The sequence below is a fragment of the Priestia aryabhattai B8W22 genome (assembly GCF_000956595.1).
In the GTDB taxonomy this organism is placed as follows: domain Bacteria; phylum Bacillota; class Bacilli; order Bacillales; family Bacillaceae_H; genus Priestia; species Priestia aryabhattai.
In genome coordinates this window covers 34,785-48,949 of record NZ_JYOO01000006.1, presented here as the reverse complement: position 1 = coordinate 48,949, position 14,165 = coordinate 34,785, and the positions used below count along the sequence as shown (strand labels likewise).

At 36.9% G+C, this 14,165-nt stretch carries 11 protein-coding genes; 9 read left to right on the top strand and 2 right to left on the bottom strand.

Annotated elements, in window-relative coordinates:
- Nucleotides 1-223 precede the first annotated feature (223 nt).
- The 4 genes from N178_RS06485 (at nt 224) to N178_RS06470 (ending at nt 7,791) form a co-directional block, all read left to right on the top strand.
- Nucleotides 224-1,645 carry a YfcC family protein gene (locus N178_RS06485; RefSeq protein WP_045291367.1) on the top strand — a complete coding sequence of 474 codons (1,422 nt, stop codon included), beginning with the start codon at nt 224-226 and terminating at the stop codon, nt 1,643-1,645.
- 63 nt (nt 1,646-1,708) lie between these two features.
- Nucleotides 1,709-2,881 carry a beta-aspartyl-peptidase gene (gene iadA / locus N178_RS06480; RefSeq protein WP_045291365.1) on the top strand — a complete coding sequence of 391 codons (1,173 nt, stop codon included), beginning with the start codon at nt 1,709-1,711 and terminating at the stop codon, nt 2,879-2,881.
- 93 nt (nt 2,882-2,974) lie between these two features.
- On the top strand, nt 2,975-5,533 hold the full coding sequence (locus tag N178_RS06475) for a cyanophycinase (RefSeq protein ID WP_045291363.1): 2,559 nt from the start codon (nt 2,975-2,977) through the stop codon (nt 5,531-5,533).
- Nucleotides 5,534-5,745: 212 nt separating this feature from the next.
- Entirely contained in the window at nt 5,746-7,791 is a 2,046-nt protein-coding gene (locus N178_RS06470; protein ID WP_045291361.1) for a sigma 54-interacting transcriptional regulator, read from the top strand.
- Nucleotides 7,792-7,861: 70 nt separating this feature from the next.
- On the opposite strand, the gene N178_RS06465 is transcribed toward N178_RS06470, so the two are convergent.
- A complete protein-coding gene (locus tag N178_RS06465) occupies nt 7,862-8,938 on the bottom strand; it encodes a cyanophycinase (protein ID WP_045291360.1) in 1,077 nt (358 codons plus the stop codon).
- A 410-nt stretch (nt 8,939-9,348) separates the two neighbouring features.
- Between N178_RS06465 and N178_RS06460 the strand changes: the two genes are divergently transcribed.
- Nucleotides 9,349-10,617, top strand: coding sequence for an MFS transporter (locus tag N178_RS06460; RefSeq protein WP_045291359.1), 1,269 nt, complete (start codon nt 9,349-9,351; stop codon nt 10,615-10,617).
- Nucleotides 10,607-11,008, top strand: coding sequence for a MerR family transcriptional regulator (locus tag N178_RS06455; protein ID WP_045291357.1), 402 nt, complete (start codon nt 10,607-10,609; stop codon nt 11,006-11,008). The genes N178_RS06460 and N178_RS06455 overlap by 11 nt, the downstream gene beginning before the upstream one ends.
- Nucleotides 11,009-11,120: 112 nt before the next feature.
- Here N178_RS06455 and N178_RS06450 read toward each other — a convergent pair whose 3' ends face one another.
- Complete coding sequence (locus N178_RS06450) at nt 11,121-11,867, bottom strand: phosphorylase family protein (protein WP_045291355.1); 747 nt, start codon at nt 11,865-11,867, stop codon at nt 11,121-11,123.
- A gap of 305 nt (nt 11,868-12,172) precedes the next feature.
- Here N178_RS06450 and N178_RS06445 point away from each other — a divergent pair, with 305 nt between their 5' ends.
- The 3 genes from N178_RS06445 (at nt 12,173) to N178_RS06435 (ending at nt 14,145) form a co-directional block, all read left to right on the top strand.
- Nucleotides 12,173-12,730, top strand: a complete 558-nt coding sequence (locus N178_RS06445) for a GNAT family N-acetyltransferase (protein ID WP_045291354.1) — start codon at nt 12,173-12,175, stop codon at nt 12,728-12,730.
- A gap of 52 nt (nt 12,731-12,782) precedes the next feature.
- On the top strand, nt 12,783-13,232 hold the full coding sequence (locus N178_RS06440; protein WP_045291352.1) for a GNAT family N-acetyltransferase: 450 nt from the start codon (nt 12,783-12,785) through the stop codon (nt 13,230-13,232).
- A 148-nt stretch (nt 13,233-13,380) separates the two neighbouring features.
- Complete coding sequence (locus N178_RS06435) at nt 13,381-14,145, top strand: methyltransferase domain-containing protein (protein ID WP_045291351.1); 765 nt, start codon at nt 13,381-13,383, stop codon at nt 14,143-14,145.
- The last annotated feature ends 20 nt before the right edge of the window (nt 14,146-14,165 follow it).

The following is a 14,165-nucleotide window of genomic DNA, read 5'->3' as shown; positions in this document are numbered from 1 at the left end:
CGTTATTAAATTGAATAAAACACCCAATTAACACCTAAAGCACGATTTAATTATATCATAATTCAGAAAATTAAACGGTTCTACGTTGGCACGAAAATTGCTTGTACTGTATATGAGGAATACAAAAGAAAGGAGCAATATGTAGGCGCAGATAAGTAAGCTGCTTTTAAAGAAAGAGATGTTTGTCTAAGGCTATTATTTCACAATGAAGGGGAGAAGAAGAATGAGTGAACCGCAAAAGGAAATGAGTTCATTAAATCAGGTACGGAAAAAAGAGAGGAAAATAAACGTTTTTGCTTTATTGTTAGGCTTTCTTGTGATTGCTACCATTTTAACGTATACCTTGCCAGCTGGAGAATATGCGCGTGTAGAAGTAGACGGGAGAACAACGGTAGATCCTCAATCGTTTAAATGGATTGATTCTACACCTGTTGGATTCTTTGATATGGTCAAAGCAATACATACAGGAATGGTAGAAGGAGCCGACATTATCTTTTTTGTATTAATTATCGGCGGTTTCTTTGGTGTACTAAGCGCTACGGGGACAGTAGATGTATTAATTACAACGATGGCTAAAAAACTTGCTACCCGAGAAAAATTATTAATTCCTGTCATGATGTTATTTTTTGCAGTAGGCGGTTCTTTAATGGGGATGGCGGAAGAAACGCTAGCCTATATTCCTCTTTTAATTCCGCTGGCACTTGCTCTTGGATTCGATGCATTAACAGGGACTGCTATTGTGTTAATTGGCGCATCGGCTGGTTTTACTACGGCAGTTATGAATCCATTTACAGTTGGTGTTGCGCAAGGAGTAGCAGAGCTTCCTATGTTTTCTGGAATGGGCTTTCGACTCATCTTGTTTGTAGTTGTTTACGCTGTTTCAGTTTGGTTTGTCTACCGATATGCGATGAAAGTGAAAAAAAGTCCTTCTATTGGGACGTACGGAAAATACAGCATAACCAGCGCAAATAAACTTTTAAACTCGGATGCCAAGTTAACTAGAAAGCATAAATGGATTATGGCAGCATTTCTTGTTAACTACGTAATTCTTGCTTTTGGCGTTATTAAGTATAAGTGGTACATTACTGAAATTGCTTCTTTATTTGTTATTTTGACAGTTGTGATTGGGATTATTGGAAGGCTCTCTGTTGAAAATACAGTTAAGTCATTTACAAACGGGGCAGCAGCACTAGTTGGAGGAGCGCTTGTTATCGGAGTTTCTCGTGCTGTTCTTGTTGTTTTAAATGAAGGACATATTGTAGACCCTATGCTTCATCAAGTATCTGGAGCTATTCAGCATATTCCGGGATATTTAAGCGTCATCGGAATCTATAACTTCCAAGCGCTGATTCATCTTATTTTAGCATCTGGAACAGGTCATGCGATGCTGACGATGCCAATCATGACGCCTCTTGCAGATTTACTTGATATTACAAGGCAAACAGCAGTATTATCTTTTTCTTTTGCAGATGGCATTGGAAATATGATCTTCCCGACGGCTGGAACATTAATGGCTGGTTTAGCGATTGCGGGAATTTCATGGACAAAGTGGGCCAAATGGGTGTTGCCGTTAGTCCTTATTCAATATGTGATTGGTTTAATCGCCGTTGTGATTGCTTATTTTATCAATTATGGACCATTTTAAGCATTAAAATTATATAGAAAAATGTTATTCGTAAGTTGAGCTTACTAGTAGGAGGAATAGAAGTTGTTAACCTTAATCAAAAACGCAGAAGTATATGCACCAGAGTATTTAGGAAAAAAAGACGTATTGCTTGCAGACAGCAAAATCATCCTTATAGAAGATTGTATTGACCATGTAAATACGTCCATTCCTATTGATGTTGTAGACGCCGCCAATCACATTATAGCCCCTGGCTTTATTGATTCACATGTTCATATTATTGGCGGAGGAGGAGAGGGGGGATATAAAACACGCACGCCTGAACTAATGTTAACGGATGCAACGGCTGCTGGTGTTACAACTATTGTAGGTGTCCTTGGAACAGATGGTACAACAAGAAGAATGGAAAGTCTTCTGGCTAAAGCAAGAGGATTAGAAGAAGAAGGGATTACCTGCTTCATTCATACAGGCTCGTATCAAATACCAGTAAAAACGTTAACTACCAGCATCGAAGAAGATCTTATTTTAATTGATAAAATTATCGGAGTAGGTGAAATTGCCATTTCCGACCACCGTTCTTCTGAACCGACATTTGAAGAACTGGTGAAGGTGGCTTCCGCTGCCCGCAATGGAGGGATTTTATCAGGAAAAGCCGGAATATTAGAGATTCACGTAGGAGACGGGGAACGGAAATTATCTTTATTAAATCAAATCGCAGATGAAACGGACCTGCCAATTCGTCAGTTTCACCCTACACATATTAACCGAAATGAAGATCTGTTTAAAGAAGGAATTCAATTTGCAAAACGAGGTGGCTATGTAGATTTTACGACTAGCACCATTCCCTATTTTTTAGAAGAAGGCGAAGTTAAGTGCAGCAAAGGGTTACGCATCATGTTTGAAGAAGAAGTTCCGATTTCGAATATTACGTTTTCATCCGACGGACAAGCGAGCCTGCCGTTTTTTGATGATAACGGAGACTATAAAGGGCTTCAAGTTGGAAAAGTGTCTTCTTTATTTCAAGAAGTACGAGATGCAGTACTAGAAGAATCAGTGCCGTTAGAAACAGCTCTTCAAGTCATTACTTCTAATCCTGCCAAACTATTAAAACTGGCCAATAAAGGGCATATTCAACCTGGAAAAGATGCAGATTTAGTCCTTTTAGACAAAGAGACGCTAACAATTAAAACAGTTTTTGCTCAAGGTAAAGTAATGGTAAAAGACGGTGTTCCTGTTGTGAAAGGAACGTTTGAATAACAGGTTTTAGACATCATTTAACGAAAGTATCGCGGAAAGGATACGAGCTAATTAGAGAAAGGTATTAAAATTTGCGTGGAAAGGATCTTTCAAATGAAAAAGAAACTTGTTTCATGTCTTATCAGCTTTACATTACTTTCTTCTTTGAGTACACCGCTGCTTGCAAAAGCACAAGAAAATACTGGAGACATTAAAGGCAGCCTTGTTATTGCAGGCGGAGGTGTAGGGACATCTAATCACGATGTATATGAAAAATTTCTCTCGCTTGCTGGAGGAAAAGAAAAAGCAAAAGTAGGGATTATTGCAGCTGCCAGCACAACGCTGCAGTCTTCCAAAAAGTTTAAAGATGACCTCGTGAAATATGGAGTAAACTCAGATTCTATTAAAATTCTTCCTGTTTCAAATCACGATTTTTCTGACACACAAAAAGATGAATCAACCTGGAAGAATCAAGTGAACGATAAGAAGTTATCCCGTACCATTAAAGGACTAACAGCAGTCTGGTTTGTTGGAGGAGACCAAACGAAAATTGTAGATTCCCTTCGTCAAAATAATGGAAGCGATTCTGAAGCGTTAAAAGCTATTTGGGATATATACCGTAAAGGAGCAGTTATCGGAGGTACAAGTGCAGGAGCCGCAATTATGAGTGACGTCATGATTACAGGCGGAGATAGTCTAGGAGCTTTAAAAGAAAGTATAGGAAACAAGGAAACCTTAAATAAATATGTAAACAAAGACCAGCATCATAAAAAAGAGTATGAGCCTTTGTCAGTTCAAAAAGGTCTGGGTTTTTTCCAACACGGAATAATTGATCAGCATATGGATGAACGGGCACGACTTGGGCGACTTGCAGTAGCTGCGTATACTTCTGAACGTGACAAAGAAAAAAACTTTGCATACGGTGTGGACGAGGATACGGCTATGATCGTTAACAATAAAAATCAAAAGATTGAAGTTGTTGGACGAAGCGGAGTAGCCGTCTTAGATACGAGCAAAGCTCAGCTTGTGTCTAAACAAAAAGCGAGTTCAGGCTTAGAGAACATAAAGGTTAGTTACTTATCTCCTGGAGATAAAATTAACTATCATTTAAAATCATTTGAATTTCCAAAGGATAAAGTAGAAACGAAGGAATTTGAATATTACTCGTTTAACGCACTGCCTGCTACGGGTGTTTTTACGCCATACGGAAGATTAAAGGCTTATTTATCCTATTCTCTTGTTGACAATAAATCGATGAAATCTGCCAACAGCTATGTTTATGATAGTCAAGGGTCGGGATATGAAATTGCTTTTCAAAAAGATCGTGATACAAACGGCTATTGGAGATATACTGACGGACAAAAAGATGACTATTCCATTGTGAATGTTAGAATGGATATTGCGCCTAAAACCGTCAAATTCCAGCCGAATAGAAAAACTAGTTTAACGTATAAAAAACCTGCCTTTTCTTCACCTGAAAGTCCTGTATACGACAAGATTAAAGGTAACCTCTTGATTGCAGGAGGAGCGCTAGGCAGCAGTAATTCAAGCGTGTATAACAAGTTCATTAATCTTGCAGGAGGAAAACAAGCCAAAGTAGGAATTGTGCCTGCAGCGAGTACTAAGTTCGACTCCTCTAATCAGTTTAAAGCTGATTTAATTAAATACGGAATGAAAGCAGAAAATATAGAAATTTTACCTGTTTCAAATCATGACTTCAAAGGGACCCCAGAAAACGAGTCGAATTGGAAAACAAACATGAATAGTGATAAACTAGCGCAAAAAGTTAAAGGGCTAACAGGCATTTGGTTTGTAGGAGGAGATCAAACCTTGATTACGGGCTCGTTGCGTAATGAAAATGGTTCGGATTCAAACGTTTTGCAAGCCATGTGGCATACGTATAAAAATGGAGCAGTACTTGGCGGCACGAGTGCCGGAGCGGCAATTATGAGTAATACCATGCTGGCTGGCGGAGATAGCTACGGAGCTCTTTCATACGGATTTACAGACACATATGATGATATGAATCAGCAAGAAGGCGGTCCTGCTTATTTAGAAAAAGGGCTTGGCTTTTTCCAATACGGTCTTGTAGATCAGCATTTTGACAACAAAGCAAGACTAGGACGTCTTATTGCAACAGCATATGAAAAAGGAAATAAAAATCAGCTTTCTTACGGCATCGATGAAGATACTGCTATGTTGGTAAACAATAAAGAAAAACAAATAGAAGTTGTTGGAAGAGGCGGTATTACGCTAGTTGACTTAGCAAAGGTACAGGCAAATGAAAAATTTCCGAGTGATTATAAAAATATTCTTATCTCTTGTATCACGCCAGGCGACAAAGTAAATCTCACAACAAAAGAAATCGTCATAAACCCAGCTAAAACATCTACTAGAAAAAATGAATACTACGGTGAAAAAGTTGGACCAAATACAGGTCTTTTTTCTCCGCACGGTGTATTAAGAAAATTTTTAGCTTACGATCTTATTGATAATGCTCAGAATAAAGAGGTAAAGAGCTATACGTTTAACCAAAACACAGGTTTTGAGCTTACCTTCCGAAAAAGCGCGGAAAGCAATGGGTATTGGGCTTATACCGACGGTCAAAAAGACGATTACTCCATCGTAAAGGTAGCCTTAGATATCAAACCAATAAACGTAGATATTAAATGAGAAAAAAGTAATTCAATGCATCTAGCACTTTAGCATATCGTGCCTCCACTCATTAAAGTGGAGGCGCTTTTTTCTACTTATTTTTATTTACAAAAGGGACAAACGTCCGCTAGATGAAATGCACAGCAAAGTATAAAATGATAGGTACAGTATTCCAAGACTAATCTCTGAAGGCAAGTCAAGTTAAAGGCCTGTAGAAAGGTGTCCATACGATGAAAAAGAAATTAGTTTTAATAACAGGAAGCAAGCAAACTAAAATCATTTTACATAACCAATTAAAAGAGTTATTAGGCGATTACATTTTTATTGAATGCTTTGCGGTTGACGAAGAATTACCGAAAAAAATTGATGGCGATGTTGTACTCTACTCATCAGAGAGTATAAAGAACGAAATGAAGGACAGATTAGAGGTTCAATGTGCACATGAAATCGTAGGAAATAGAACGATTCACCATAAACATATAAATGAATTGTTGAAAATTCCTGCCCATACTAAAGTATTAATTGTAAACGATGATGATAGAGAAACTCTTAAGTTAATAGAATCTCTTTATCAAGTAGGAATTAATCATGTTCAGTTTATTCCTTTTAAAAAGAAAAAGACCTATTACGAAGGTGTTGAAATTGCTGTTTCTCCAGGTGAGGCTCACTTATGTCCGCCATATGTAAAGCATGTAATTGATATAGGTGTTAGGCTTTTTGATATGGCGACTATTTTTGAACTTATAAAATCATTTGGTTTTAATCAGTCTAATCATTCAATTATTTGGGATCGCTATTTACGAAATATTATTGAGCTGCAAAAAAAACTAATAGAAGCAGAAGAGCAAATGAAAGAACTTCACCTTCATGTAAAGAGTGTTGTAAATGTAGTAGAAGATGGTATTCTTGCTGTGGATTTTAATAAAAGAATTACGTTATTTAATAAAAGGTTAGAATCATTGTTTCAGCTATCTTCTTCTGATGTTGTAGATCGTGAAATTCAACATGTCATTTCTAACGAAGGCCTTGTGGAGTTTATTACATCGTCCGAAGAGAAAAGTCAGTACTTTAACGTAAACGGGTACGAAATGGTCATCTATAAGTCGATAATTCAGGAAAGCAATACTACGGTAGCAACGTTTAAAAGTGTGAATCAAGCTGTTGAAATAGAAGGAAAAGCGCAGTCAGAATGTAGAAAAAACGGCTTTTCTGTTAAGTATGATTATCAAGATATTATTGGAGAACACCCAGCTTTGCTTAAAACGATTGAAATTTCCCGGAAAATGGCGGTTACTGAGTATCCTATTTTAATTCAAGGAGAAACCGGTACAGGAAAAGAGCTGTTTGCTCAGGCTATCCATAATCATTCTACACGTAAAAATGGACCGTTTCTTGCCGTGAATTGCAGTGCCATGACTGATACATTGCTAGAAAGTGAGCTGTTTGGGTACGAAGAAGCCAGCTTTACAGGAGCCCAAAAAGGCGGCAAAAAAGGGCTGTTTGAAAGCGCTGATAAAGGTACGATCTTCTTGGATGAAATTGGTGATATCAGTCCGCGCTTACAAACCCAGCTTTTAAGGGTGCTTCAAGAAAAAGAAATTAGACGGGTAGGAGGTACAAGAGTCATTCCAATCAATGTAAGGATCATAGCAGCTACTCACAACAATTTACTACATAAAATGAAAGAAGGTTTGTTTCGAGAAGATTTGTACTATCGTTTACATGTATTATCTTTAACGATTCCTCCTTTAAGATATAGAAGAACCGATATTCCTTTACTAATTCATCATTTTATTTCCAAATCAAAAACGTGGACCCATATCCATCCAGAAGCGATGAAGCTGCTTATCGAATATGAATGGTTAGGAAATATAAGAGAATTAAAAGGCGTCATCGAGTATTTGCTTACCGTCTGCGATGAAAACGAAGTGAAAGCAAAAGACGTAGAGTATAGGCTTAGTAGTCAAAAAGAGGAACATTCTTTGTATGAAGTTGAAAATGAATCGGTTGACTTAATCGAACTTCAAGAAAATCATGCCCTGTTAGAAACGATAAAACAGTGTAATGATACTGGAAAAGCAGCAAGCAGAAAGTGGATCACACAGCATTTAAAAGGCTTTACGCTTACAGAACAGCAGGTGAGAAATCGTTTGGATGTACTAGAAGAAAAAGAGTATATTATAAAGCGCAGAGGCAGAGCAGGAACGAAAATAACAGAAAAAGGACTGCATTATCTATATCATTTAAAAACAAAACAGCATTTAATCAATCCTTGATGTGCGTAAGGAAGGGAAACTTTACTGATCAAGTTTCCCTTTTCTATAAAAGAAGGTATTCATTTACCGTTTACGGCTGATTTCCTCCGTAAATTTTTCCTGTAGAAGAAGTAATAACACCGCCGTTTACGTTCAAAGTATAAGCTAATCCTCCAGAACCTGTCCAAGTGGAAAGATTAAAAGTGCTGCCATTAAATAGTTTATAGATAGAAATATTGTTGAACGTCAGCGGCTGACCGCTTACACAAGTGGTAGGGGCCATATTCGTTTTAGCTAGATAAACAGCTGCATTTGTAGAGCCTGGCTGCGTTACTACTTTAGCTGAACCATCTTTTTCTACCAAAAGTGCTGACTGTTCATTAACAGCAATCCCTTTTGCGCTTGTTCCAGTTTCTTCTCCGTCTTGAATATTACGTGCAAGAAAGGTTAAAAAGCGTCCCATTCTATCTCGTTGTTCAAAATGGGTGTCTGTTTGAATGCTGTTGTTATGAGGTGTTTGAATCAAATAATCTGTAAACGAAATAAGAGAACTATAAGGATTGTTTAGCGCTGTTTTAGAATCTAAAGTTGTAGATCCTGCTGAGATAGAATCATAAATGTGATCCCCTTGAATCATCGTGCCGGCACTCGTTCCCCCAAAAGGAATACCTTGATTAATACGATTATTTAATGCTGTAAGAGCTGGGGATCCTTCTAAGAAATCTACATAATCAGCTTGATTGCCTCCAGCAAAAAAGATGCCTTCTGCTTTGTTAATTTTATCTATTAAAGAAGAGTCTGAACCTGCTCTTATTAAATCATTAACAACAATTGTGCTAACAGAGTTAAGTGGCTTACCCATACTTTTAGCCAGGTCGTAGATATAAGAGTTATAGGCATCAGTACCCGTCGCTCGTATAACTAAGAAATCTCCGCCGTTTGCTTTTTGAATCATCCATTTGAATGCTTCATCTACATCGGTGCTTCCCCCCATATAGACTTGTCCAAAGGTTGTACTAGTCGCTTTGTCTGCAGTACTTCCGACCTTATAAAGCGTATAAGGTGCAGAAGCAGCAGAAGCTGAAATGGGCAGTAAAAGAGATGCTGCGAGAACAGCACCAGTAATGACCTGCTTTTGAATGCTTTTCTTACGTTTAGCTTTTTTCATAAAGTTCTCCTCCTTTAATAAGTGTTCATAGATGAACATGCAAATTTTATACCAACTTATTAAAGAGCTAAAACACTTTAAAAGAAAGGCTTTTGAAAAAAATATCGCATGATATAGGTTATTTATGGGTTGTTATTAAATTGTTTTATACCCAAAAATGACGAGAGTGACTCTAACTTAGGTGTCTAATAGTGAAAGAGTATATCGTAAAAGTGTACACCTCATTGAAAAATAACCTTTAAAAACTTAAAATTATAATAGAAAGGAAAAACAAGGATAAAAAAGGGCTGCCTCCGAGTAGTACTTTATTTGTTTAAAAGACCTTTGCTCTATTAATATCATTGTCTCTTAAACGTTTTATACTTAACATTTCTACACAGAAAAAATTATACACGAGAGGATCTGTCAAAATGAACAAACAGGAAAGTAGTTATAGATGGGTGGTTTTTGGAACCGCTTTATTAGCATATTATTTGATTGTCAGTCAACGAACAGCCCCTGGACTTATTACCGAGCAGTTAATGAAAGATTTTCATGTTTCAGCGTCTGTTATAGGATTAATGACTAGTATACAATTTTTAGCCTATGCAGGTCTTCAGATTCCTGTTGGTTTACTTTCTGACCGATACGGTCCCAATCGATTTTTGATTATAGGGTCGCTTTTAACTGGAATAGGAAGTCTTATCTACAGCACATCTCCCAACGAATATGTGTTAATTTTCTCTCGTTTACTAGTCGGTACAGGAGACTCCATGATTTTTGTCAATTTAGTGTTAATTTTAAGTCAGTGGTTCAAAGGAAATGAGTTTGTAAAGCTATTAGGTTTAATTGGGCTGGTAGGAAGTGTAGGTTCATTATCAGCTACGGTGCCTTTGTCTATGTGGATTTCCTTTTCAGGCTGGAGGGTTCCTTTCCTTAGCATAGGTCTAGTTTTAATGGCGGTGTCCTACCTGCTTTATGTCGTTTTAGTCATAAAACCTAAACGGTTATTTCAAGATGATGCTAAAGCAAATAAATCCTCTGTCAAGACTCAAGAAAGCGTATGGGCAATTCTAAGAAGGGTAATGACGACTCGTCAAGCATGGGCAACATTTCTTTGTCATTTTGGTGTAGTGGGTACATACATTGGTTTTATTGGTTCTTGGGGAGTTCCTTATGGAATGAATGTGTTTCATTTATCTCGCGCTGATGCAAGTCAGCTTATTATGTACGGTTTGTTTGGCGCTATGATTGGCGGACCTTTAATCAGCTGGATATCAAGCAGGTTAAATTCCATTAAAAAAATTTATTCACTTATTCATCTTATTGTGGTGCTTAGCTGGACTGCATTATTATTATCCGGAGTGAAACCTTCATTCATGCTAGTCGTTATTTTGCTTTTTATCATCGGCTTTGGAAACGGCGCAAGCGCTTTGACATTTGCCGTAGTACGTCAATCTTTCTCAGTAAAAGAAGTAGGGGTTGTATCAGGTTTTGCTAATATGGGAGGTTTTTTAAGCGCCGTATTATTACCTAGTATTTTCGGAAATGTCCTTGATTTATTCCCTGAGCGCTCGCTGCAGATCGGGTATCATTATGCTTTTATGATTCCCATTTTGTTTTCAATGATGGGGTTGTTAGGTGTCTTACTAATTAAAGAAAAAGGAAAAAAGGAGCAGAAGGTGCTGAATGCTTCTTAATGTCTTATACAATGAGAGTGAGAGACATGCAAAAAAAATGGGGCTGTCTGCGTCTACATTGCGCTACTATGAAAAGGAAGGCATTTTACCGTTTGTTGAACAAAATGAACATGATCAGTGCTCATACACGGATCAGAATATCGAGTGGGTCAAGTTTATTTTAGCTTTACGTGCAACGGGAATGCCCCTTGCTGAAATCAAGCAGTATGTAGAGTCATATAAAAAAGGCGAAAGTACCATCAGCGAACGTCGAAACATGATGCTTCAGCATAAAAAGAAAGTAGAAGCAGACATGTCGCAAACCTATCTGCATTTAGAACGAATTAATTACAAATTAGCGCTGTATGATACGTTGGAAGCCGGTTTAAATAATAAACAAATAAAAATTTAAATGCTGATAATAAAGAGGCTCCTCTTTATACACAAGCTATAGACTTCAGGTGTGAAAAGCTATGAAACGAACAAAACAAGATAACTGCAAAGTTATCTTGTTTTGTTCTATTCTAATATATACTGCTTAAATAAAGAGCCACATCGCGAATTGCTTTATCAGTTTCACTTTCTATTAACGCTCTGTCCTTTGTATACGAATAAAGAGTGTCGCCGTGAAGAAGGTGGTCTGATAAATTTAATAAGCCGACAGCGCGCTTATTAAATTTATGAGCAATGGTCAAAGTAGTAGCTGTCTCCATATCCACACCGAGAAAACCTGCAAGCGACCATTCCTTTACCATGTCATGCGTCTCGATCAGCATGGCACCCATACTGACCGTATGTCCTTTTATATAGCTGTAGCCTTTTTGTTCACAATATCTACAGGCGGCTTCCACTAGCTCTTTGTCAGCTTCCACAAGCGTTTGTTCTGGTAAATACCAGTGTGATACGCCATCTTGCATTTTTGCTGCAGATACAATTAAGATATCTCCATATTGTACAGTGGAAAATAAGCCTCCAAAATATCCCGTTTGAATAAATAAGTCGGTTCCGCTGCCGGCAAATTGATGTACGATGTTTGACGCCATCGGACTGCCATACACATTCGCAAATCCTATATTTCTGTTATTTAACTTACCTATTACCGTGTTCCATTTAGGCATATGCACATCAGTGGATAAGATCTCTTTCCATAAATTTATATTATCTTGAAATGCCCACTCACCATGAATAATAAATGCAATAGGCAGCTCTTTTTCTGATAGCTTTAATACATTTAGCCAATCTTCTTTTTTAAAATCACCATACAGCTTCATCTTTTTCTCCTTATTATCTCATTTAGACTAGTTAGAAAAGAGTTCTTCATTACTAGCTTTCATTCCTTTAATTTTTATAACTAACAAATATAAAAGAAATGAAGGTTCTGATTTTAAAATGAAGTTATACGTGCTTTTTTTACTCATTTCTCGACAAATATTTAGTATTAAAAAGGAATTCAGTAATAATAAAAGAAATTCAGTAATAATAAAAGAAGTTTCTTACTAGCGGTTATTTAAATTAGATAAAGCTGTGAGAAAAGATCCATTTAGTTAATGAATGGATAAGAGGAGGGAAGGTACAGGTGTCAAATTATTTTCCCGTCATTAAAACAAAAAGGCTTATCCTAAGGGAATTTGAGACAGAAGACGCAAGCACTATTTTAAAATACTTATCTGATAAAGAAGTAATGAAACACTACGGACTAGAGCCTTTTAAAACGGTTGAAGATGCTTTAAATGAGATTGCGTGGTATAAATCAATCTTAAACGAAAAATCTGGAATAAGATGGGGTATTACTCTTAAAGAACAGGATGACATTATTGGCAGCTGCGGGTTTCTTAATCGAGTTCATAACCATTACCGTGCAGAAATTGGATATGAGCTAAGCAAAGATTACTGGGGGAATGGGATTGCTAATGAGGCATTGGGCGCCGTTATAAAATATGGTTTTACACATTTTAATTTGCGGAGAATTGAAGCATTAATAGAGCCCGCTAATGCTACTTCACAAAAATTAATAAAAAAGCATGGCTTTATAAAAGAAGGCCTACTAAGAAGCTACGAATTTACGTGTGGAAAATTTGATGATTTGTATATGTATTCTTTATTAAAGCAAGACTTTAAGAAGCTTCAAGCTTAGATAACGACATTAAAAATACAAATAGCACTATGACAGGGAAGGGGGAAAATGTATGGCCCATTTTAATGTTGATATTGTTTACTATCATCCTCAATTTGCTGAGGCAACGGTAAAAATGTGGAGAGATAGTAAAGAAAAAGCGATTGAACAAATGGAAATGCACAGTTTTGACCGTCATGTCTATTTTTTAAATCATATATTGTCAGCACACTATAAAATTGAATTAGTGTTAATGGATGAACAAATAGTAGGAATGATTGCTTATCATGCTGATGAAATTAGCCAGCTGTACGTTCATGTAGATTATCAAGGAAGAGGAATCGGACAGCTTTTACTCGAAAGAGCCAAGACAGAATCAAATGGAAAATTAATATTACGTACATTTCAACGAAATAAAAATGCCCAGAGGTTTTACGAGAAACATGGCTTCAGTATTATAAAAAGAGGATGTGAAAACGAAGAGCAATTACCCGATATTACATATGAATGGACAAGCAAATGAAGCATACGTAATTTTAATAAAGGAGCGGTTAGTGTGAATACGTTAGCACATGAAACATAACAACGCTGTCTATATGTTCGTGGCCCGCCTTTTACTAGTTTAGGATAGATGATTAATGCTGACTGACTATTAAAAGGAGGATTTTAACATGATAACGGACCAACAATTTTTAAACGCTGTAAATAATACAAATGTTGATTTTACTGGATGGGATTTTTCTGCTATTACTCATACTGGTCGTATGGATAGTAACATGCTTTCGTGGTCATATGGAAGTGAAGCTTGTCACCTTATTCAAAATTCTAATGTCGCTTTAGATATGGGAACAGGAGGAGGAGAATTTTTATCTTTGTTACAACCTTTTCCTCACGTTATGTATGCTACCGAAGGATACAAACCTAACGTTCCAATCGCTAAAAAACGATTAGAACCGCTTGGTGTCACAGTTGTTGGACGAACGGAAGACGCAAATTTACCGTTTAAAGATCGTACATTTGATTTAATTTTGAACCAGCACGAATCTTTTTGTGCTTCAGAAGTAAGAAGGATTTTGTCAAAGGAAGGCACGTTTTTCACGCAGCAAGTGGGAGGGTTTGACTGTTCACGAATCAATGAGTGTATAGGAGTTCCACTAAATAAAGAGTTTTCTAATTGGAATTTAAAGAAAGCAATAGAAGAGCTTGAACAAAATTCTTTTAATATCATCTTTTGCAAAGAAGAATTTCCTGTGCAGAGATTTTATGATATCGGGGCGCTAGTTTTTTATCTAAAAGCAATTCCTTGGCAAGTTCCTAATTTTGATATCAAAACACATATCGGCGGATTGTATAATATCCATCAAATTATAGAGTCTCAAGGTTTTTTTGACGCAAAACAACATCGTTTTATTATTAAAGCTGAGGCAAAAAAATAGGATAATCATACGCAGAAAGC